A 21692-nucleotide genomic window follows, 5' to 3' on the forward strand; every position below is an offset into this window, starting at 1 on the left:
ATACAACAACAATATAAAGGAAAATGTAATAAATATCCTACGTCATCAAACTGACTTAAAAATGTCAAATAGGCTTAATGTGGTTTCATGACGCATTACAGAGCCATCTGGATCTCAGACGTGCACCTCGGAACATCAGGGTGTCAGGCCAACTACCTCCTCGATTTCTTAAAGCACAACGAAGCCGATAAATTTTATTTGGTCGGCGACATTATTGATGGATGACGTCTAAAGAAATCCTTTTGCTGGCCTCAGGCACATAACGACGTAGTACAAAAATTATTACGTAAGGCGCGCAAAGGCGCTGAAGTGATATATGTCCCAGGAAATCATGACGAAAGTGCTCGCCAATTTTTTGGCCTGTCATTTGGTGATGTAAAGGTCGTTGAGGAGCTTATCCACACCACTTTGAAGAGCAAAAAGTTGTGGGTGTAGATCCTGCGTACACCAAGATTACCCTTCGGGCGCTGTAATTATGGCTCTCTGGAGTGGCTTAGCTCAATACATGCTCAAGAATGGTTATGAAATCATGTTAGGTTGCGCCAGTATTCCGATGGCTGATGGCGGTCACTTTGCGGCAAGCCTATACAACTCCTTAAATAGCAATCAGATAGCACCAACGGAATTTCATGCCTTCCCTCGCTTACCGCTTCCGTTGGATAAGTTAAATGGTGGTTTGGATGTTGAAGCGCCGCCATTGATCAAAGGCTACCTAAAGTTGGGTGCCAAGATCTGCAGCGCTCCAGCATGGGATCCGGATTTCAATACCGCTGATCTGTTAACGATGCTGCGCCTCTAGGACATTAACTTCAGTTGTTTTGTCTGGCATTGGAACGTAATCCAAATCTTCCGCCATTTTCTTGCCGTCTTTGAATGCAAAGTCAAAAAATTTGATGACTTCAGCAACGTTTGCTTTATTTTCAGGATTCTTATAAATCAAGACAAATGAAGCGCCGGTGATCGGCCAGGATTTTGCACCAGGAGCATTTGCAATAAATGTGCCCATACCTGGGATAGAAGCCCAATCAGTACTTGCTGCTGCGGCTGCAAAGGTTAAGTCATCTGGAGTCACAAATTGACCATCCTTATTTTTTTAAAGAAATAGAGGTCATCTTGTTCTTCTTGGCGTAGGCATACTCAACATAACCAACAGAATTTTGACGCGTGTCACGTTAGCCGCCACGCCCTCATTACCCTTGCCGCCTACGGTGGAGGCAGCTGGCCACTTGACGGATGCACCAGAACCAACAGCATCCTTGAAGAGTGAACTCGTTTTTGCAAGGTAGTCTGTAAAAATTGCGGTAGTACCAGAACCATCAGCGCGTACGACAACGGTAATCGGGCCACTCGGGATCTTCACGCTGGGTTCATGATGGCGATACGTTTATCACCCAAATCCGAGATCACACCCTGAAAAATGTCTGCCAAAGTTGGACCATCCAATTTGATTTCGCCAGGCTTTACACCCTCAACGTTAATCGCCGGCACCACTCCACCGATGGTGGCTGGAAACTGAACCATACCGTCTTTTTCGAGGTCTTTGAATTTCACGGGATTGTCCGTTGCGCCAAAATCAACAGTCTTCGCATTAATCTGCTTGATGCCTCATCCACAGCCAAGCCTGGAAAACCCTCTTGCAATAATGTATTCAAATATGACTTGAGTTCTGCGGGGCTAGCACCCTCCTTAGCCTGAGATTTGAACTTTTCAGAAAACTCGTTGAGCGACATCGTGTACTGCTCAATCATTTTCAACTGCGTAAGGCCAACATTCTGATAATTGTTTGGACCTGCGGGTCCTAAATTCTTTCGTCCATAAGTAGGTGAAAAGCCGCCTGTTTCATGGTCGCCCGTCACAATAATCAACGTATCTGGGTTCTTCTTCTGGAAATCCAGTGCGACCTTACTGCATCATCAAAGGCCCATAGATCCCGCATTAAGGCAGCAACATCATTTTGATGCCCTGCAGAACCGGTATTCTCATTTTCGGCAAACAGAACAAATCCCTTATCCCTCTTCGACTGAGAGCTCAGTACTTGCAGGCCAGCCGACAGCATTTGGGACAGGTTAGGCATTTCGTGTGGATCACGATCGATTTCGCAATCAATATCCTCAACAGCAAATAAGCCCAAAACCCGATTTTTTTGAATTGAGCTGAGATCACCTGGGCTAGACAGATATTGGTAATCCTTGGCCTTAAAAGCATCCACGACATTCAAGTTATCCTGGCGTTTTCCGCCAGGAATAGAAGTTGGTAAAAAATAATTTCTCCTGCCACCCATCAAAACTTCTGGCTCTAGCGCAAGGTATTGATTCACAATCATCTCACTATCGCGGCGTGATTGAGCGTGAACACTAAACGCTGCCGGGCTAGCATCGTATATTGGTGCCGTACTAATAAGACCGATGCGTTTTCCACTTTCTTTTGCCACCTGCAGCAAAGTTGACGGAGATTGACCGTCCGGAGTCATGAAGATCGAGCCATTATTGACCTTATACCCGGTAGACATGGCAGATGCCGCCGCGGCGGAATCGGTCACAAAGTAATTTGCGGATTCCGTCTTCATTAGTTAATAGTGACCATTAGCCATTACCTCATCGATGATCGCGAAGGATTGTTGACGCAATTGGGCACTGGAGTATCGCCCAAACTCGTATTGACTATTGGTGGTTCCATCGGCAAACAGAATGATGATATTTTTAGGCTTGCTGGGGGTGCTTTGAGCATAAGTGGGTTGCCCACCGATAAGCGCTACCGTTACTAAGCAAATGAAATTGATTCTGAGAAAAGCAGCAATCATTCTGCGCCTTATGCTGTTTATACTGTTGGTACTAAATCGGCAATACTTTTTGCTGCACTCATGGCAAGCTGAGAATCTTGGGTCTCGACCATTACCCTTAACAGCGGCTCTGTGCCAGAAGCACGAATAAGCACCCTACCAATATCTTTTAGATCGTTTTCAACTTTGGTAATTTGATCCTTGAGCTTGTAGTCAGATTTCCAGTCATAGCCTGACTTGAATTTCACATTCAAGAGTACTTGAGGATAGATTTTGACTGCATACAATAATTGCGCGAGGCTTTTCTTGTTTTGGCTCATAGCGGCTAAAACTTGGAGCGCGGCAATCGTGCCATCACCAGTCGAGTGTTGATCTAGGCAAAGTAAATGTCCAGAGCCCTCACCGCCAATAATCCAGCCTTTTTGTTTTAGGAGTTCCAAAACATAGCGATCACCGACATTGGCGCGCTCAAAGCCAATTCCTAGAGCGATGATGGCGTTTTCTACGGCAAGGTTCGTCATGAGCGTGCCGACCGCACCGCCGAGTTTCTGACCACGATCCAAGCGATCTTTTGTTAGCACATATAAGAGCTCATCACCATTAAACAAGCGGCCAGTGGCATCCACCATTTGCAATCGATCTGCATCGCCATCTAACGCGATACCCAAATCTGCATTGACTTCTTTTACCTTGGCGATCAGCGCTGCTGGGGCGGTAGCACCGCAACCATCATTAATGTTGCGACCATCGGGATTAACGCCAATAGAAATCACCTCTGCGCCGAGTTCATGAAACACGTGTGGCGCGGTATGGTATGCGGCACCATTGGCGCAGTCAACCACGAGCTTAAGGCCTTTGAGATTGAGCTCACCCGGAAATGTGGATTTGCAAAACTCGATGTAACGTCCTGCAGCATCATCCAATCGATACGCTTTGCCAAGCTCTTGCGCACTCACGCAACCCATCGGTTTTGCAAGCTCTGCTTCAATGGCTAACTCAAAGGCGTCGTCCAATTTATCGCCGTTCGCTGAGAAAAACTTAATGCCATTGTCTTGGTATGGATTATGCGAGGCAGAAATCACAATGCCTGCCGATAAACGCAATGCTTTCGTTAGATAAGCAACCCCTGGTGTTGGAATCGGTCCACATAACATCACATCTACACTAGCAGCAGCAAAACCCGCTTCTAAGGCTGCTTCAAGCAAGTAACCAGATACACGTGTATCTTTTCCGATCAATACCTTGCAACGTTCACCAGGCTTAGTACTTTTATTGAGCACCATACCCGCGGCATAGCCTAAACGTGTCATGAATTCTGGAACAATCGGAAATTGGCCCACCTCGCCACGAATACCATCGGTTCCAAAGTATTGTTTTTTCACGAATATGATTATAAAACTGGTAAATACTGGGTTCTAAGCTTATTGAGGCTCATTCACTGCCGCCCAAAGCTTTATGGCATCAACCGTTTCAGGCACGTCATGAACCCTGACGATCTGAGCACCACGATCCGCCGCCATGATGACAGCTGCAATACTAGGTGCCACCTGCTCATGTGTCTCTTTACCAGTGACCTTGCCAATCATCGATTTACGCGAAATACCGACCAAAACGGGATAACCCAGAGTGGTGAAGTTAGAGAAATTCGCTAGCATCTCTAAATTATGTTCAAGGCTTTTACCAAACCCAAAACCCGGATCAATAGCAATGCGATCTTGATGAACCCCATGAGATATCAATAAATTAGCACGCTCTTGTAAAAATTGACTCACCTCCAGAATGACATCCTGATACTCTGGATTAAATTGCATCGTGAGTGGATCTCGTTGTATATGCATCAACACAATACCGCATTGCTGATGTTCGAGAACAGCACCCACGGCGCCATCTTGCCTTAAAGCCCAAATGTCATTGACGCAATCCACGCCTGCACGTAGAGCTTGGCGCACTGTTTTTGCTTTGTAAGTGTCAATCGATAGCGGGACGCCACAATCCTTTAAACCCTCAATAACGGGCAAAACGCGATCGATCTCCTCTTGTAGACCTACAGGCTCCGCTCCCGGTCTGGTAGATTCACCGCCAATATCAATCAAATCAACGCCACCCTGAATCATGCGCTCCGCTTGAGCAATCGCATCCTTTGCGCTTCGATATTTGCCGCCATCTGAAAACGAATCCGGGGTGGCATTCAGTATTCCCATAAATGGGGCGTTGACGTTTCGTTAAGTCAAAAAGAAAACGCCCACAACGCCATGTTGTGGGCATCTTTGGAATGCCGTTGCTGGTCATTAGCGTGAAGACTATGCCGTTGCAGGAGCGTTTCCAGCCGCAGGTCCAGGTATTCCCGATGAGTTACCAAACTGAGTAGCCAATGGCGGCTTCGGTGCACGCGGAGGCCGACCTTCCATTATGTCGTTAATTTGCTCGGCATCAATTGTTTCCCATTCCAGCAACGCGGCAACCATTGCCTCGACCTTGTCACGGTTTTGCTCCAAAATCGACTTGGCCAATGCGTACTGACTGTCAATCAAAGTCCGAATTTCCGCATCAACTTTTTGTTGCGTCAGCTCCGAAACCGTTTTCGAATTCGTGCGACCGAAAATGCTTTCGGATTCAGTATCAACGTAGACCATTGTGCCTAAGCTATCGCTCATGCCATAACGAGTCACCATATCGCGCGCCATTTTGGTGGCACGCTCAAAATCATTCGATGCACCTGTACTCATGGAATTTAAGAAAACTTCCTCTGCCGCACGTCCGCCAAACAATATCGCCAATTCTTCCAACATGCGATCTTTGTAAAGATTGACACGATCAAACTCGGGCAACTGCCATGTAACACCCAATGCCATACCGCGTGGCATGATAGTAACTTTATGCACAGGGTCTGCTTTAGGAAGGATTTTTGCAACCACTGCATGACCCGACTCGTGATACGCCGTATTACGGCGCTCTTCCTCACGCATCACGGCAGACTTACGCTCAGGACCCATATAGATCTTATCCTTAGCGTCCTCAAAGTCTTTCATGTCTACAGAGCGTTTATTGCGACGTGCAGCAAACAATGCTGCTTCATTTACCAGGTTGGCTAAATCGGCACCTGAAAATCCTGGAGCGCCACGCGCCAATACTGCTGCATTGACATCAGGATCAATGGGCACCTTGCGCATATGCACTTGCAAAATCTGCTCGCGCCCACGAATATCAGGCAGGCCAACATGAACCTGTCGGTCAAAACGACCGGGACGCAAGAGCGCCCTATCTAAAACATCCGAACGATTGGTAGCAGCAACCACGATGACGCCGCTGTTACTTTCAAAACCATCCATCTCAACCAACATTTGGTTTAAGGTTTGTTCGCGCTCATCATTACCGCCGCCCATACCAGCACCACGATGGCGACCCACCGCATCAATTTCATCAATAAAAATGATGCAAGGTGAGTTTTTCTTCGCGTTCTCAAACATATCGCGCACACGAGAAGCACCAACACCCACGAACATTTCGACAAAATCCGAACCTGAGATGGAGAAGAATGGTACTTTTGCTTCGCCCGCGATAGCCCGTGCAAGCAGAGTTTTACCGGTTCCTGGAGGGCCTACAAGCAATACGCCGTGCGGTATGCGCCCACCCAACTTCTGAAACTTTTGTGGATCTTTTAAGAAATCCACTAACTCGAAGACTTCTTCCTTTGCTTCATCACAGCCAGCGACATCAGCAAACGTCACCGTATTGCTATTCCCATCAATTAGGCGCGCTTTAGATTTTCCAAAAGAGAATGCGCCACCTTTACCACCACCTTGCATCTGGCGCATCATGAAAAACCAAAAACCAATAATCAATAATGTTGGCCCAAGGTAGTACAAAGCAGAAACCAGCATATTGGGCTCTTCTTCTGCCTTACCGGTAACTTGAACACCGTATTTCATTAAGTCACCAACCATCCAGATGTCGCCCGGAGAAATGATGGAATATTTATTGCCATCAGCAGGCGTGACTTGCAAGGTGCGACCTTGGACATCAACGCGTTTAATTTTTCCGGCCTTGGCGTCATCCATGAATTGGGAATACGTGACTTGATTTTGGTCCTTAGGCTTATCAAACTGTTTGAAAACAGTAAAAAGCACTAAGCCCACAACGAGCCATACTCCGATTTTTTGGAACATATTGCTGTTCAAAATTGAGTCCTTTTCTGGATTGATCCAGAGTAGTTAAAGCGAATCGCTACCTATGTATTTGATTCTACTACCACCCCTTTTCAAGGGCTAATGGCAGATTTATTTGATAAACCCATGTAAATCAGAGGGTTATTGAGCTTGTGAACGGCCTGAAATCAGGATGATTTAGCGGGTTTAAGGTTTCTGCCCAAGAGGAAAATCTCGGATGAGCGAGCCCTTGAAGCTTTCGGCTTTCTGGAAGCGACCGTTTTAAAGACCTTTTTGAAGGACTCGACAATCTGACTATAACAACTCCCATTGAAACATTTGATCAGCAGTGCTCCTTCGGGTTTTAGATGCGCCACTGCAAAATCTAGTGCTATTTTTGCCAAAAATGCCATGCGAGCGGCATCTGCAACCCCGACTCCCGATAAATTGGGCGCCATATCAGAAAGAACCAAATCAACTTTACCATCGCCATCTTTGGGTAATAAGGCCTCAAGGGCTGCGAGCCCTTCTTCTTCACGAAAATCGCCCTGTATGAAATGAACGTCGGCAATCTCTTCCATCGGCAAGGTGTCGATTGCAATAATCTGACCGTCCGGCTTGCCTGACCCAATTTTGGGATTACTTTTACCGAATTCGGTTAAGCGATTACGAACATATTGAGACCAACTTCCGGGGGCGCTCCCCAAATCCACGATCGTCATACCTGCTTTGATCAGGTGATCTTGCTCGTCAATTTCACTGAGCTTATAGACCGCTCTAGCACGATAGCCCTCTTTTTGGGCCATCTTCACATAAGGATCGGTGAGGTGATCCTGTAACCAACTTTTATCAAATTTATTTTTTGCCACAACGTATTCTCTTTCGCCTTGTATTTTCCTAGTTTCTGACCCCTAAAGCAAAAGGATTTGTTCAGAAACGACCGAAAACCTCCGGAACAACTGGTAAACCAAAGGGCGTGCAACGAGATACTGGTGGATATGCCGTTGCGCTGATGTCCACCATGAATCATATTTTCTGCATTGCCAAAGACTCGCTCAGGCAAAATCGTGCGCCGCGCTTTACAAGCGGTTGCTGAGGGTCGCGATCCTGGCGATATCAGCGCCATGGAAGACCAAAATGTTCTAGCGCAAATCAAGACCATCATTGAGCAGCGCGCTGGTGCCTAAGGATTAGCGTTTAGCTTCACTTTTCTGAATGGGCATTTCCAGACTATCCCGTCCCGACCTTTGGGTTTGGACGGGATATTTCCTTTAGAGCCCAATTGGCTGGAGATTCAAGGTCTTAGGGAGTAAAACTGGTATCATTTGCAAGGTTCGAAACTAATTAATTACCCTAGCGCTTAAAGACACTCTCCTCCCGTATATACAAGCCTCGGGTTGGTCTTTTTGGGGGTTTTGAGCGTCATATGGAGCAGGGACTGGAGATGGTTTGTCACCCTTGCTTCCTTCTTTTCCTCCCGCCGTGTTGGCACTAGCCGACGGCACTCTATTTCCCGGTTTTAGTATTGGCGCCCCAGGCAAAACCACCGGCGAAGTGGTCTTTAATACCGCATTAACAGGCTATCAGGAGATCGTTACGGATCCAAGTTACTCGCGTCAAATCATTACTCTGACTTATCCCCACATTGGTAATGTTGGTGTAAATGCGCAAGACGCCGAATCGGATCAGATCCACGCTGCTGGCTTAGTCATCAAAGATTTACCGAAGCGGGTTTCCAATTTCCGCGCTGAAGGAACGTTGGAGAGTTATCTTGCAAAGGCCGGCGTGGTTGGCATCTCCGGGATCGATACACGCAAATTGACTCGTATCTTGCGGGACCAGGGAGCCCAGTCTGGGTCGATTGTCGCTGGTAAGGCTGGTGATGATGTGCAGGCGCTTGGTCAAAAGGCATTGCAACTAGCCAAAGCTTTTCCGGGAATGGCAGGACTGGATTTAGCAAAAGTGGTTACTACGAAGGCGCCTTACGAGTGGCGTGAGGGCGAATGGGAGTTGCAAGGCCCTAACGGCAAACCTGCTTACAAAACACTCGATACCTCAAAGCCCACTAAGAAAGTGGTTGCCTACGACTTTGGTGTGAAACGCAATATTCTCCGCATGCTCGCTGAACGTGGTTGCGAGTTAACCGTGGTTCCAGCACAAACCAGCGCTACGGATATACTGGCCTTGAATCCAGACGGTGTATTTTTCTCAAACGGTCCTGGGGATCCAGGGCCTTGTGATTATGCAATTGCTGCTGCAAAAGAGATTATTGAAAAAGGGGTCCCGACATTTGGCATCTGTTTGGGTCATCAAATCATGGGTCTAGCTGCGGGTGCAAAAACCTTGAAGATGAAGTTTGGTCACCACGGAGCAAACCACCCCGTTAAGGATTTGGATACGGGTCGCGTCGCCATTACTTCTCAGAACCATGGCTTTTCGGTGGATGCTAATACGTTGCCGAATAATGTTCGAGTAACCCACGTGTCGCTATTCGACGGATCCCTGCAAGGTTTGGCCTGGACGGATAAACCTGCGTTGTGTTTTCAGGGTCACCCAGAGGCTTCGCCAGGCCCGCATGACATTGCCTATCTATTTGATCGATTTGTGGAGCTCATGAATGCTGCCAGTAAGAAGGAGGGCAAATAATGCCTAAGCGTAGCGATATCAAGAGCATCCTCATTATTGGCGCTGGTCCGATTGTCATCGGTCAAGCATGCGAATTCGATTACTCGGGAGCGCAGGCCTGTAAAGCATTGCGCGATGAAGGTTACAAAGTCATCTTGGTGAACAGTAACCCAGCGACCATCATGACCGATCCCGAGATGGCCGATGTGACCTACATTGAGCCAATTACCTGGGAAGTCGTAGAGCGCATTATTGCAACGGAAAAGCCGGATGCGATTTTGCCGACGATGGGTGGTCAAACAGCTTTGAACTGTGCGTTGGATTTGCATCGTCACGGTGTATTGCAAAAGTATGGTTGTGAACTGATCGGCGCTTCCCCTGAGGCCATTGATAAGGCTGAAGATCGTCAAAAGTTTAAGGACGCCATGACCAAAATTGGTTTGGGCTCTGCAAAATCCGGTATTGCCCACTCCATGGAAGAAGCCCATGAAGTACAGCAACGCATTCAACGAGAAACCGGTAGCTCCGGTTTCCCTGTGGTGATACGTCCTTCCTTCACAATGGGTGGTTCTGGTGGTGGTATCGCCTATAACCGTGAAGAATTCGAAGAGATTTGTAAACGCGGTCTTGATTTATCTCCAACGCACGAACTCTTAATTGAAGAGTCTTTGCTGGGCTGGAGAGAGTTTGAGATGGAGGTGGTGCGTGATTGCAACGACAATTGCATCATCGTCTGCTCCATTGAAAATTTAGATCCGATGGGTGTGCACACAGGCGACTCGATTACCGTTGCGCCCGCACAAACTCTGACCGATAAAGAATATCAATTGATGCGGAATGCATCGATTGCAGTCCTGCGTGAAATTGGTGTGGATACTGGCGGCTCAAACGTACAGTTCTCGATCAACCCGGTTGACGGTCGCATGATTGTGATCGAGATGAATCCTCGGGTATCGCGCTCATCCGCACTAGCATCCAAGGCAACCGGCTTTCCAATCGCCAAAATTGCAGCGAAGTTAGCGGTGGGCTATACACTCGATGAGTTAAAGAATGACATCACTGGCGGAGCGACTCCTGCATCCTTTGAGCCATCGATTGACTATGTTGTCACCAAGATTCCGCGCTTTGCATTTGAAAAATTCCCGCAAGCCGACTCACGCTTAACGACACAGATGAAATCGGTGGGCGAAGTCATGGCTATTGGCCGCACTTTCCAAGAGTCTTTTCAAAAAGCATTACGCGGCCTTGAGGTTGGTGTTGATGGCTTGGATGAAGTTTCTACTGATCTTGATGACATCATTAATGAAATAAATGAGCCCGGTCCAGATCGCATTTGGTATCTAGCCGATGCATTCCGCATGGGTATGGGTCTTGATGAGATCTATAGCGAAACAAAGGTGGATCCTTGGTTCCTCGAACAAATTGAAGAACTGATTACGATTGAGAATGAACTCAAGCAACGCAAGATTGACAGCTTATCCGCCGCTGAACTGCGTTTTGTGAAGCAAAACGGGTTCTCAGATCGTCGTTTGGCAAAATTGCTTGGTGTCGATGCTTTCTCAGTACGCGCAGCCCGTCATCGTTTAAAGGTGTTGCCTGTCTACAAACGGGTCGATACCTGCGCAGCAGAGTTCGCCACCAACACTGCCTACATGTATTCCACATATGAAACAGAGCATGGTGAGTGCGAATCGCGTCCAACGACAAAAGACAAAATTATGGTCTTGGGCGGTGGTCCAAACCGCATTGGTCAAGGTATTGAGTTTGATTACTGCTGCGTTCATGCCGCTTTAGCAATGCGTGATGATGGTTACGAAACCATCATGGTCAATTGCAATCCTGAAACCGTTTCCACTGACTACGATACGTCTGATCGTTTGTACTTTGAGCCTTTAACGCTGGAAGATGTTTTGGAGATTGTGGCAAAAGAGAAGCCAAAAGGTGTCATCGTTCAGTACGGTGGTCAAACGCCTCTGAAATTGGCTTTGGATCTTGAGCGCAACGGTGTGCCAATCATTGGCACATCACCCGATATGATTGATGCTGCAGAAGATCGCGAGCGCTTCCAAAAACTCTTGCAAGATCTTGGCTTGCGTCAACCGCCAAATCGGACAGCGCGTACTGAAAAAGAGGCGCTAAAGTTAGCAGAAGAAATTGGCTATCCATTGGTAGTGCGTCCATCGTATGTTTTGGGTGGTCGCGCTATGGAAATTGTTCACGATGGACGTGATCTTGAGCGTTATATGCGCGAAGCAGTCAAAGTTTCGAATGATTCTCCTGTATTGCTTGATCGTTTCCTCAATGATGCGATTGAGTGCGATGTCGATTCAATTTGCGATGGTAATAATGTCTTTATTGGTGGCGTCATGGAGCACATCGAACAAGCGGGCGTGCACTCAGGCGACTCCGCTTGCTCGTTGCCTCCATATTCCTTGTCTGACACTACGGTAGAAGAAATTAAGCACCAAACCGCTGCGATGGCAAAAGGCCTGAACGTGGTAGGTCTGATGAACGTGCAGTTTGCGATTCAGAACGATGGTGGTAAGGATGTCATCTATGTGCTCGAAGTGAATCCGCGGGCATCCCGCACCGTTCCTTTTGTCTCCAAGGCTACTGGTTTGCAGTTAGCAAAGATTGCGGCTCGCTGTATGGTTGGGCAAACACTACAGCAGCAAGGCATTACATCCGAAGTGAAGCCACCATATTTCTCGGTGAAGGAAGCAGTCTTCCCGTTCAATAAATTTCCCGGAATTGACCCCATTCTTGGACCAGAAATGCGCTCAACCGGTGAAGTCATGGGTGTTGGAAAAACCTTCGGAGAAGCGCTATTTAAATCTCAGTTGGGTGCTGGTATTAAGTTGCCCAAGAGTGGCACTGTGCTGCTGACGGTAAAAGATAGTGACAAACCGAAAGCGGTAGAGGTGGCTAAGCTGTTGGACAAGTTTGGTTTCCCGATGGTCGCTACCAAAGGTACAGCAGCTGCGATTGAGGCCGCTGGCCTGCCCGTACGCGTCGTCAATAAGGTCAAAGATGGTCGTCCACATATTGTGGATTTCATCAAAAATGGTGAGATTTCTCTCGTATTTACAACCGTTGATGAGACCCGAACTGCCATTGCGGATTCCCGTTCAATCCGCACTAGTGCCCAAGCAAATGGTGTGGCCTACTACACCACAATTAGCGCGGCACGAGCTGTGATGGATGGCTTATTAGGCAGTAAAGAGTCTTTAGAGGTATGTTCCTTGCAGAACTTACATCAGGCGCTCAATTAATCTAAAATTAGAAAGATAGGCGCGCGTTGCGCTTTTTTTAAGTTAGGTTAGTAGCATGAGCACAATTCCCATTACCAAGCGCGGTGCAGAGCTCCTTAAGGAGGAATTGCACCGCCTAAAACATGTAGAGCGTCCTGCAGTCATTAATGCGATTGCTGAGGCTCGCGCGCAAGGTGATCTCTCTGAGAACGCTGAGTACGATGCCGCCAAAGAAAAGCAAGGATTTATCGAAGGGCGCATTCAAGAGCTTGAAGGTAAATTATCCGCAGCTCAGATCATTGACCCTGCCTCCCTGGATGTTTCTGGCCGTGTGGTCTTTGGTGCCACGGTGGACCTAGAAGATCTTGAAGATGGCACTAGGTTCACCTATCAAATTGTTGGCGATGATGAAGCAGATATTGCCGCCAATAAAATTTCCATCAGCTCTCCGATCGCTCGCGCCTTAATCAGTAAAGAAGAGGGTGATGTCGTTGCTGTTCAGGCTCCTGGCGGCAACCGCGAAGTCGAAATTCTGGCAGTGAAATACATCTAATGACCTACATCCGAACCCAGAGAATATTTAGTGCTATCTCTGGGCTTTGGGTGGGCAGCTTCATTGTTGTTGGTTTTCTAGTTGTTCCAACCCTCTTTTCATCACTTGGTGATCGTCAGGTTGCAGGCATGATTGCGGCCAATCTGTTTAGGTCTACCGTTTACATTGGTGTTGCAGTGAGTGGTTTTCTGATGGTGATGGCCAATCATCTCGTCCGCCTTGGTTTGCAGCGTTACCGCCTGATCCGCTGGCTCCTCTTGGGTATGCTAATTTGTACGGTGGGCGCCGCATTCATCATCATCCCTTGGATGGATGCCATTCGTGAGCAAGCCTTGTTTGCTGGGATTGCGGTACGTGAGTCGAGTGATGCTGCGCTATTTAGCCGCCTGCATGGAACCTCAAGCATCCTGTTTGTGTGTCAAGCGCTACTTGGATTGTTTTTGGTGTGGCGTGCTACAAAAAACACCGACTAGCGGCGATGGATCATGATTAAGATCCAAGCAATTTCTTCTTAGTGCTACTCATGCGTACCTTGCGCTTCTTAATGGGTGCTGGAGCAGCAACCGCCTTGCGGTAGCCAGGTGACGACCATCCAATTTTGGATTCCACAGCCTCAGAGCGCAGTGGACGCTTTTTGGGTTTAGCGGCTTTCACTGCGGCAGCCCGTTCAAAAGCAGATCTTCCTGAGGATGCTCGACCAGTGACTTGTTTCGTTTGAGCGGCTTGCAATGACTTCTTCGTTTGCTTGCTTGATCTATCGAGATTGCTATAGGCCTCCTCGACAACATCTTTGGGTTTCCAGAGCACTAGTAATTTGCCAATGTGCTGTACAGAAGCGGCATCCAATTTGTCGCATAACTCTTCATACATAGCAATGCGCGCTTCGCGATCATCGCCAAAAACCCGCACTTTAATCAAGCCGTGATGGTTGATTGCCGACTTTGCCTCTTTAATAACTGCTGGGGTTAAACCATCCCCGCCGATCATGACTACGGGGTTTAATCCGTGTGCATCGGCTTTGAGGAGTTTGCGTTGTGCGGGTGTAATAGTGAGTGCTGTCATGGGCTTGATGATAGAGCATTGATGGACTGGATTGCGAATCGAGGAGGTATATAAAATATAGGAAGGATGCGTTGCATCTACCCACTCAACAGGTACAAGATTATTGAGATGCTCTTGTCTCTCTGTCTCGCAATCCAAGTCCCTGCCTGCAACGGTGGTGAATTCGGATAAACCGCGATTTACGATCAAGACTTTTTCAGGCTTGTAAGTTGCCAAGGAAATCGCTTCATCCAGCAAAGGCTTGTATGGGACGGCCTTGCCGCCACGCATGCCCGCCTCAGCAGTAACTACCATTTTCGGTTGCGCATCATCAATACGCGTTGTAGGCTATGGGAAGCAAAGCCACCAAACACCACAGAGTGAATGGCACCGATCCGCGCGCATGCGCGCATTGCAAAACAGGCCTCTGCAATCATGGGCATGTAGATTAGAACGCGATCGCCCTTCTTAATGCCGTTTGCCTTATAGATTGCTGCCATACGATTGACTTCTTCGTATAACTCTTTAAAGGTAAAAGCTTTTTCTTGGTTGGTTTCGGTTGAAACCGCAACAAGCGCGGGTTGATCGGGATTTGCTTTGTAATGACGATCAACAGCGTTGTAGCAAAGATTAGTTAAGCCACCCTCAAACCATTTCGCGAATGGGGAGGTTGTCGTAATTTAAAACTTTATCGAATGGTTTTTCCCAGTGAATTAACTTTGCCTGCTCGCCCCAAAATCCGTCGGGGTCTTTAATTGAGCGTTCGTGATGTGCTTTATAGGACATGGTCAACCCAATATAAAAAGTGTTGAATTACGGGTTTTTGCTCGCTCCCTTTGCCGCAGTACTGCCGCTAGAGGACGCTGAATTGCCATTTTTCGCAGATTTTGCAAGCCCTGTCGATGCGGATTTGTGCTGAGATGCAGCATTCTTTTGGGTGAGATTACCCTTGGGTGAAGCAGCAACTCCACTCGGAGTGGGTTTTGTGGGTCCACATTTTGCAGCCTTGGCATTTTTAGACCCTTTAGCGGGCTTAGGGCACTTTGGCGCTGGTGGGGGCGGTTTTTCCAAACTGAGGCTGGCGTTATCCGCCATTGCCGAAGACACATCACCCGATCGATTGCTACTTTTGGGGATGATGACCGTCGATCCAACCTTAATTCGCATTCCCTTGGGGATGCCGTTTACCTGTCGTAAAGCATCAGGATCAACGCCCAACGTTTTCGCAGCTTGATCCACGCTCTCGGTTTTGCTGACTTTTACAGCTGTCCATGTGGAAAGTGGCTTGGTGTACTTCTTTAAATTGGCCTGGAAAACTTCAGCATGCCCAAAGGGCAACAAAATTTGTTGATTGGCATTACTTAATATGACGGGCTTATTAAATGAGGGATTGAGGCTGTGAAACTCATCTTCCGGAATTTCTGCTAATTTAATGACTAGAGCGACATCAATATCACTACCCACATCCACAGCTACAAAGTACGGATGATTTTCTAGTTCCGGCAGTACGATGCCATAGGCACTGGGATCTAATACGATGGCTCGATATGCCATCAACTTCGGAACGTACATGCGCGTTTCACGCGGCATGGTCAGGCTCTCATAGTCAGTCGGCAATCCCGCTGCTAAGTTGCGCTTTTGAGCTTTCAGCACATTACCGGCGCCCCAATTATAGGCCGCTAGAGCCAGCTCCCAGCTACCAAATTGGTTGTGTAAGCGTTGTAAATAATCCAAGGCCGCATCCGTAGATTGCAATACATCTCTGCGTTCATCGCGAAAGACGTTTTGGGTTAGTTGAAAGTCTTTTCCGGTTGCGGGCATGAATTGCCAAAGACCCACTGCTTTAGCGCTGGACTTTGCGTGCGTCACAAATGCGCTCTCAACAAATGGAAGTAAGGCAATCTCAGTAGGCATATTGCGCGCACTTACTTCTTGCACTATGCAAAACAAATAGCGCGATGAACGCGCCATGGAACGATGCACATAGTCCGGCCTTGTGGCCAACCAGCGCACTTGCTCAATCTCTAGGGGTGAATTCATGGGCTCCATCTGAAACCCATCTCGAATGCGTATCCACAGATTATCGGAGGGCGCATAAATTTTGCTAACCGATTGGTTCTGCAAATTGACTCGGGTAGCCTTGGATGGTCTTGACCCAGGCTTCGTAGGTGTGTCCGAGGACCAATCCCCAGTACTTGCACAACCCGAGAAAAAAGCGGCAACCAAAATTGCCGCACATATCAAGCGCATTAGAGCCGATCTTTCCAGGCGCGAATGACAGCCAGGACATGAGCGGGGCTGGGCAACTCCTCTTGTCCGGAAACCTCTTTTGCCGAAGCAATGACTTCGGTCTGATGACAACGCATAAAAGGGTTCACTTGAAGTTCTTGACCAATCGTCGTTGGTAAGGTACGCAGCCCCTTTTGGCGTAATTCATGAGCGCGCTCAGACCATGAGAGTAGGTTCTGGTTATTTGGCTCTACTGCTAACGCAAAACGTGTATTGGATAAGGTGTACTCATGAGTGCAGTAGACCAAGGTATTTTTAGGAAGTGCGGCAAACTTTGCCAGTGACTGACTCATTTGAGATGGCGTGCCCTCAAATAATCGGCCGCAACCGGATGCAAACAGAGTGTCACCACAAAACAGCATCGGTTCAAGCACATTGGCTTGCATGTTTGCAAAGTAAGCAATATGACTCAGGGTATGCCCAGGAACTTCGTAGACGCTCAAGCTAATTCGTGGAGTGGCAATCTCCAGTTTGTCACCCTCTTTCGCAATTTGTGTGCGACCTGGAATATTGTCGCCTGTAGGCCAATAGACCGGAATCGTTGCGCACAACGCATTGAGCAACTTCAGAATACCGCCAGTATGACCAGCATGGTGATGGGTAATTAAAATCGCCGTTAATTTGAGATTTGCTTGGCTTAAGGTATTCCAATCCAGGGGCTGCATCCCCTGGATCAACCACCAAGGCAGATTTTCCATCATGGATACACCAGATGTAGTTGTCATCAAAGGCCGGAATCGGCCAAACTTGCAATAAATAAAGTATTCTTATCCATAGCGCGATGATACCAACCTCACCTATTCCCTCGCAGCCCTCTGCACCCCCCTGGAGCTCCTGGGAGAAATGGCTTCAATCCCCGCCTGGACGCTATGTTTTGCGCTGGGAACAACGCTGTTTTGATCAAATTGTGGGAGATGTCTTTGGCTTTCATGCTATGCAAATTGGCCTTCCCCAAATGAATGCCTTGAGCAAAAACCGCATGCCATTACATGCGCTACTCTTGCACACAAACGACAATCGTGAATATGCCAACCGATTTCAATGGCATTTGATCGATGGATGCTCCTCTGAACTTCCATTCGCTAATGAAAGTATTGATCTAGTAGCGCTGCCTCACGTTCTAGAGTTTGCTGCAGATCCCCATCAAATTCTGCGCGAGGTCGATCGCGTCTTACGTCCTGAGGGACGGCTAGTTATTTCAGGATTCAATCCCGCAAGCTTGTGGGGGGCGCGCCAATATCTAAGTCGCTTAATTGGCACCCCTTACCTTCCGCGCGATGGCCAATTTATTAGCTTGATACGCGTGAAAGACTGGTTACAACTACTTAATTACTCCTTGGATCGGGGGCATTTTGGTTGTTATAAATTCCCGCTCCATGGGGGGGCAGCCATGAACCGCATGGACTTTCTGGAGCCCATGGGCAATCGTTGGTGGCCGATCTTTGGGGCAGTCTTTCTGGTTTCTGCCATCAAGCGCCACAAGGGCATGCGACTTATTGGCAAAGTGCAATCGGTTCGCATGCCGACTATCACACAGCTGAGTCCTGCCGCGGAGCGAAACACCTTGCGAGATATCCTGAACAATTCTCAGAAGCAGTAAATTACAGTGATGCCTGAACATACTACTGTCACCCCTCCCCATATCGTTATCTATACCGATGGCGCATGCAAGGGCAATCCTGGTCCCGGCGGATGGGGTGCTGTTCTACGTTCTGGTGATCATGAAAAGCAAATTCATGGAGGCGAAAAGCTCACCACGAACAATCGCATGGAAATTAGCGCTGTGATCTTTGCTCTTCGAGCCCTAAAGCAGCCCAGTTCAGTGGAGATCTGGACTGACTCTCAATATGTCCAAAAAGGCGTCACCGAATGGCTCGAGGGGTGGAAAAAACAGGGCTGGCGAACAGCCAGCAAAGATCCCGTGAAAAATGCTGATTTATGGCAAGAATTGGACGCCCTGCTCCCAAATCATGAGATCTCATGGCACTGGGTTCGAGGCCATAACGGCCATCCCGGTAATGAATTAGTCGACCAACTGGCAAATAAGGGCGTGGAAAGGTTTTTGGCCTAAATTTCCCTCCCCTAAAAAGGAGGTCACCAACCCCATTTTTGGGTCGCTTGTGAGAGCATGGGCATGCTCTACGGGGCTTGAAACCGCAATTACACTATAAAAAATTTAGAAAACGAGACTGTGTCAAAAATCGAATCGTCACTTGATCAACTTGTCAGCAAGTTCGGCCAACTGAAAAATGTTGGTAAATCCCGTTTGTGTGCGCTGTGGCAAAAAGCGTCTCCCCATACTAGCAAGTTAAAACAACTGAATTGGGCAAGCAGTAAAACTCTGATCATTCAATTTAAGTGGCGCATCTTATTTATTGCTCTTGGCATTGCTTTACGCCTCTGCGAAGGCTTACGGTTTCACGATTATTTCCATTTCCATCTCATTGGTTGCCGTCTTTATTCCCCTTTTCTTTATGTCAGGCCCCATTGGACTGCTTTTTAGAGAATTTGCGGTCGTTGTTTCCTTGTCAATTTTAGTATCGGCCATTGTTTCACTGACTGTTATTCCAATGCTTTGTAGTCGTTTTTTACCAAAGCCTGGCGATCATGGTAAGGAATATAAAGTTACAAAGCAGTTTGATCGCATCTTTGATTGGACATTAAAGGTTTATGTCCATTACCTTGATCTAGCACTTAAAAATCGCAAAATCGTTTTATGGGGCGCAATCTCCACATTCTTTATTGCATTAGTCCCATTCGTAAACAGTCCAAAAGGATTTTTTCCAGAAGAAGATATTGGCCAAATTACTGCGACAACTGAAGCGGCAGAAGATACTTCATTCAAAGCAATGTTAGAGCTCCAGGATAAAGCTGCGGAAATTATTAACAATGACCCTAATGTTGCTACATCGATTTCAATTTTGGGCGGATGTCAAAGCGCTGGCAGAAATACGGGGCGCTTCTTTATCATCCTCAAACCCAAGGGTGATCGCGAAAAAATGAGCAAGGTCATCGAAGGCTTGCGCAATAAATTTAGAGAAATTCCAGACTTACAGGTTTACATGCGTCCCGTACAAAACCTTCAGCTAGGAGGCCGAAATAGTAAAAGCCGCTATCAATTTATCCTGCAAAGTGTTGGGTTTGAGGGCGTCAATGAGTGGGCCGATAAGATAGCTCAAAAAATGCGTGCCGACCCTATCTTTAGAGACGTTACCAGCGACTCCCAGCTTAAGGGCTTGAATGTCAAAATTGAGATCAATCGTGATCAGGCAGCCCTTGCCGGTGTATCAATAGCCGACATACGCACTGCACTCTACAACTCTTTTGGCGAGCGACAGGTCTCTACCATCTACACTCCAGTCAACACATATTACGTCATTTTAGAAACCGCTGAAGGTGATCGGCAATATGAAACGGATCTTAATAAGGTATCCGTAAGAGGACGCGCTACAGATAAACTCATTCCACTATCCAGTCTTGCAAAATTTGTTCGTACAGTTGGGCCAACAGCTGTCAACCATCAAGGTCAAATTCCAGCGGTAACGATTTCCTTTAATTTGGCTCCCGACGTCTTCCTGGGGGATGCTACTAAAGCAATCGACGCCTTTGAAAAAGAAATTGATTTGCCACCATCAATCATTACTAGTTATGGCGGTGATGCTGCGGTATTTAAAGACAACCAATCTGGCCAAGTGATCTTAATCTTGGCCGCACTTGGAGTTATCTACATTTTGCTTGGATGTTTATATGAGAGCTATATCCATCCATTAACGATTTTGGCCGGACTGCCTTCAGCTGCTATTGGTGCGATTGTAGCTTTACGTATTTTTGGCTTTGAACTCATCGTCATCGCCTCTATTGGTATTCTTTTGTTGATTGGTATTGTTAAAAAGAATGCGATCTTAATGATTGACTTTGCGTTAGATGCTCAGCGCACTAAAGGCTTATCACCGGATCATGCCATTCGCGAAGCGTGCATTCTACGTTTTAGACCTATCATGATGACGACTTTTACCGCTCTCATGGGTGCCCTCCCTATTGCTTTTGGTCTTGGGGCTGGCGCAGAGCTTCGACAGCCATTGGGTATCAGTGTTGCTGATGGATTGATATTCCCTCAGTTTGTAACCCTCATCATTACTCCAGTAATTTATTTGTATCTTGATAAGTATGCCGGTAACAGCCCAATGGAAATTCCGCCATCCGTTTTAGAGGGTACATAATGCGGCAAGTTATTTTGGATACGGAAACTACTGGTTTAAATCCGGCAACAGGCGATCGCATTATTGAGATTGGGTGTGTCGAGGTCATTGATCGGCGCTTAACTGATCGCACTTTTCACTATTACATCAACCCTGAGCGCGACATTAATGCTGGCGCTTTTGCTGTTCACGGGCTTTCAAGAGAATTTTTATCCGATAAGCCCGTTTTCGGAACAATTGTCGAACAATTGATTGAGTTCGTTGATGGCGCAGAGATTGTGATTCACAATGCTGCGTTTGACTTAGGCTTTTTAGATAATGAATTTGCCCTCTTAAAACGACCACCATTCAGGGGCCTGGTATCTAAGATTATCGACACCCTACTCGATGCACGCCAAATGTTCCCAGGAAAGCGCAATTCATTAGATGCGCTCTGCGATAGATTCAACATCAGCAATGAACACCGCACATTGCACGGCGCCTTATTGGATGCCCAACTGCTAGCAGAAGTTTATATTGCCATGACGCGAGGCCAAGAAGATCTATTGATTGATCTGATTGACTATACCGTTGGTGCCGATGTTGCCGGCAACAGCAAAGCATTGCCAGCTAATTTGAAAGTGCTGGCGGCTAGCGATGATGATCATGCACAACATGAGAAGATTCTTGCTGAAATCGCCAAGGCAAGCAAGAAGGATCCCGCCTGGAGTCCTGTCATAACAGTTTCTTAATTTACTGCTGTTTTTTCTTCGATTAATTTTTGATACAACGCTTCAAGATCGGTGACGTACTGTTTAGTGTCAAATAAAG

Annotated in this window: 16 protein-coding genes and 6 pseudogenes; 10 read left to right on the forward strand and 12 right to left on the reverse strand. The window is 47.3% G+C overall.

All coding sequences use genetic code 11. The features are described 5' to 3' along the window. Positions 1 to 87: 87 nt before the first annotated feature. Both BQ1619_RS10605 and BQ1619_RS10610 read left to right on the forward strand, forming a co-directional pair. A pseudogene (locus tag BQ1619_RS10605) lies at positions 88 to 432 on the forward strand (UDP-2,3-diacylglucosamine diphosphatase); the annotation flags it as partial. A gap of 1 nt (position 433) precedes the next feature. Next, positions 434 to 799, forward strand: a pseudogene (locus tag BQ1619_RS10610) (GNAT family N-acetyltransferase); the annotation flags it as partial. Here BQ1619_RS10610 and pstS read toward each other — a convergent pair. From pstS to BQ1619_RS04055, 8 genes and pseudogenes are all read right to left on the reverse strand, one after another. Beyond that, positions 779 to 1605, reverse strand: a pseudogene (gene pstS, locus BQ1619_RS10615) (phosphate ABC transporter substrate-binding protein PstS); the annotation flags it as partial. The pseudogenes BQ1619_RS10610 and pstS sit on opposite strands and share 21 nt — an antisense overlap. Next, positions 1548 to 1754, reverse strand: a complete 207-nt coding sequence (locus BQ1619_RS08645) for a hypothetical protein (RefSeq protein ID WP_231968483.1) — start codon at positions 1752 to 1754, stop codon at positions 1548 to 1550. The pseudogene pstS and the gene BQ1619_RS08645, both read right to left, overlap by 58 nt. Before the next feature lie 107 nt (positions 1755 to 1861). Next, a complete protein-coding gene (locus BQ1619_RS04030; RefSeq protein WP_114662386.1) occupies positions 1862 to 2566 on the reverse strand; it encodes an alkaline phosphatase in 705 nt (234 codons plus the stop codon). A 3-nt stretch (positions 2567 to 2569) separates the two neighbouring features. Further along, complete coding sequence (locus tag BQ1619_RS04035; RefSeq protein ID WP_114662388.1) at positions 2570 to 2800, reverse strand: hypothetical protein; 231 nt, start codon at positions 2798 to 2800, stop codon at positions 2570 to 2572. 17 nt (positions 2801 to 2817) lie between these two features. Next, entirely contained in the window at positions 2818 to 4161 is a 1344-nt protein-coding gene (glmM, locus tag BQ1619_RS04040; RefSeq protein ID WP_114662390.1) for a phosphoglucosamine mutase, read from the reverse strand. 39 nt (positions 4162 to 4200) lie between these two features. After that, complete coding sequence (folP, locus tag BQ1619_RS04045) at positions 4201 to 4980, reverse strand: dihydropteroate synthase (protein WP_331851891.1); 780 nt, start codon at positions 4978 to 4980, stop codon at positions 4201 to 4203. Between the two features lie 99 nt (positions 4981 to 5079). Then, a complete protein-coding gene (ftsH, locus tag BQ1619_RS04050) occupies positions 5080 to 6957 on the reverse strand; it encodes an ATP-dependent zinc metalloprotease FtsH (RefSeq protein WP_269460069.1) in 1878 nt (625 codons plus the stop codon). Between the two features lie 155 nt (positions 6958 to 7112). Next, on the reverse strand, positions 7113 to 7793 hold the full coding sequence (locus BQ1619_RS04055; RefSeq protein ID WP_114662394.1) for an RlmE family RNA methyltransferase: 681 nt from the start codon (positions 7791 to 7793) through the stop codon (positions 7113 to 7115). A gap of 589 nt (positions 7794 to 8382) precedes the next feature. Here BQ1619_RS04055 and carA point away from each other — a divergent pair. Genes carA through BQ1619_RS04080 form a run of 4 tightly spaced genes read left to right on the forward strand, consistent with a single transcriptional unit; the run spans position 8383 to position 13826 of the window. Next, positions 8383 to 9570, forward strand: a complete 1188-nt coding sequence (gene carA, locus BQ1619_RS04065) for a glutamine-hydrolyzing carbamoyl-phosphate synthase small subunit (RefSeq protein WP_114663508.1) — start codon at positions 8383 to 8385, stop codon at positions 9568 to 9570. After that, positions 9570 to 12821 carry a carbamoyl-phosphate synthase large subunit gene (gene carB, locus BQ1619_RS04070; RefSeq protein ID WP_114662396.1) on the forward strand — a complete coding sequence of 1084 codons (3252 nt, stop codon included), beginning with the start codon at positions 9570 to 9572 and terminating at the stop codon, positions 12819 to 12821. The genes carA and carB overlap by 1 nt, the downstream gene beginning before the upstream one ends. Before the next feature lie 55 nt (positions 12822 to 12876). After that, a complete protein-coding gene (gene greA, locus BQ1619_RS04075; protein ID WP_114662397.1) occupies positions 12877 to 13353 on the forward strand; it encodes a transcription elongation factor GreA in 477 nt (158 codons plus the stop codon). Next, positions 13353 to 13826: a DUF4149 domain-containing protein gene (locus BQ1619_RS04080; protein ID WP_114662398.1), complete on the forward strand. Its 474-nt coding sequence runs from the start codon at positions 13353 to 13355 to the stop codon at positions 13824 to 13826. Before greA ends, BQ1619_RS04080 begins: the two co-directional genes overlap by 1 nt. Before the next feature lie 16 nt (positions 13827 to 13842). Here BQ1619_RS04080 and BQ1619_RS04085 read toward each other — a convergent pair whose 3' ends face one another. From BQ1619_RS04085 to gloB, 4 genes and pseudogenes are all read right to left on the reverse strand, one after another. Continuing rightward, complete coding sequence (locus BQ1619_RS04085; RefSeq protein WP_114663510.1) at positions 13843 to 14415, reverse strand: YhbY family RNA-binding protein; 573 nt, start codon at positions 14413 to 14415, stop codon at positions 13843 to 13845. Between the two features lie 42 nt (positions 14416 to 14457). Further along, positions 14458 to 15180, reverse strand: a pseudogene (locus tag BQ1619_RS04090) (AMP-binding protein); the annotation flags it as partial. 27 nt (positions 15181 to 15207) lie between these two features. Further along, complete coding sequence (locus BQ1619_RS04095) at positions 15208 to 16644, reverse strand: transglycosylase SLT domain-containing protein (RefSeq protein ID WP_114662399.1); 1437 nt, start codon at positions 16642 to 16644, stop codon at positions 15208 to 15210. Then, positions 16644 to 17448, reverse strand: a pseudogene (gene gloB / locus BQ1619_RS04100) (hydroxyacylglutathione hydrolase). Before gloB ends, BQ1619_RS04095 begins: the two are co-directional and overlap by 1 nt. Positions 17449 to 17464: 16 nt before the next feature. On the opposite strand from gloB, the gene BQ1619_RS04105 reads away from it, so the two are divergent. From BQ1619_RS04105 to dnaQ, 4 genes and pseudogenes are all read left to right on the forward strand, one after another. Continuing rightward, entirely contained in the window at positions 17465 to 18283 is an 819-nt protein-coding gene (locus BQ1619_RS04105; RefSeq protein WP_114662400.1) for a class I SAM-dependent methyltransferase, read from the forward strand. Positions 18284 to 18292: 9 nt separating this feature from the next. Then, positions 18293 to 18754: a ribonuclease HI gene (gene rnhA, locus BQ1619_RS04110; RefSeq protein WP_114662401.1), complete on the forward strand. Its 462-nt coding sequence runs from the start codon at positions 18293 to 18295 to the stop codon at positions 18752 to 18754. Between the two features lie 331 nt (positions 18755 to 19085). Next, positions 19086 to 20903, forward strand: a pseudogene (locus tag BQ1619_RS04115) (efflux RND transporter permease subunit); the annotation flags it as partial. Beyond that, entirely contained in the window at positions 20903 to 21613 is a 711-nt protein-coding gene (gene dnaQ, locus BQ1619_RS04120; protein ID WP_114662402.1) for a DNA polymerase III subunit epsilon, read from the forward strand. The pseudogene BQ1619_RS04115 and the gene dnaQ, both read left to right, overlap by 1 nt. Positions 21614 to 21692: the final 79 nt, after the last annotated feature.

This window comes from Polynucleobacter necessarius (genome assembly GCF_900095195.1).
Taxonomy (GTDB): Bacteria; Pseudomonadota; Gammaproteobacteria; order Burkholderiales; family Burkholderiaceae; genus Polynucleobacter; species Polynucleobacter necessarius_G.

What these genes read in the sequence shown, in the direction of transcription:
- BQ1619_RS04095 (WP_114662399.1), bottom strand. Translation starts at nt 16,644, where the DNA reads ATGCGCTTGATATGTGCGGCAATTTTGGTTGCCGCTTTTTTCTCGGGT.
- folP (WP_331851891.1), bottom strand. Translation starts at nt 4,980, where the DNA reads ATGGGAATACTGAATGCCACCCCGGATTCGTTTTCAGATGGCGGCAAA.
- BQ1619_RS04080 (WP_114662398.1), top strand. Translation starts at nt 13,353, where the DNA reads ATGACCTACATCCGAACCCAGAGAATATTTAGTGCTATCTCTGGGCTT.
- dnaQ (WP_114662402.1), top strand. Translation starts at nt 20,903, where the DNA reads ATGCGGCAAGTTATTTTGGATACGGAAACTACTGGTTTAAATCCGGCA.
- carB (WP_114662396.1), top strand. Translation starts at nt 9,570, where the DNA reads ATGCCTAAGCGTAGCGATATCAAGAGCATCCTCATTATTGGCGCTGGT.
- BQ1619_RS04105 (WP_114662400.1), top strand. Translation starts at nt 17,465, where the DNA reads ATGATACCAACCTCACCTATTCCCTCGCAGCCCTCTGCACCCCCCTGG.
- BQ1619_RS04030 (WP_114662386.1), bottom strand. Translation starts at nt 2,566, where the DNA reads ATGAAGACGGAATCCGCAAATTACTTTGTGACCGATTCCGCCGCGGCG.
- greA (WP_114662397.1), top strand. Translation starts at nt 12,877, where the DNA reads ATGAGCACAATTCCCATTACCAAGCGCGGTGCAGAGCTCCTTAAGGAG.
- BQ1619_RS04085 (WP_114663510.1), bottom strand. Translation starts at nt 14,415, where the DNA reads ATGACAGCACTCACTATTACACCCGCACAACGCAAACTCCTCAAAGCC.
- BQ1619_RS04035 (WP_114662388.1), bottom strand. Translation starts at nt 2,800, where the DNA reads ATGATTGCTGCTTTTCTCAGAATCAATTTCATTTGCTTAGTAACGGTA.
- rnhA (WP_114662401.1), top strand. Translation starts at nt 18,293, where the DNA reads ATGCCTGAACATACTACTGTCACCCCTCCCCATATCGTTATCTATACC.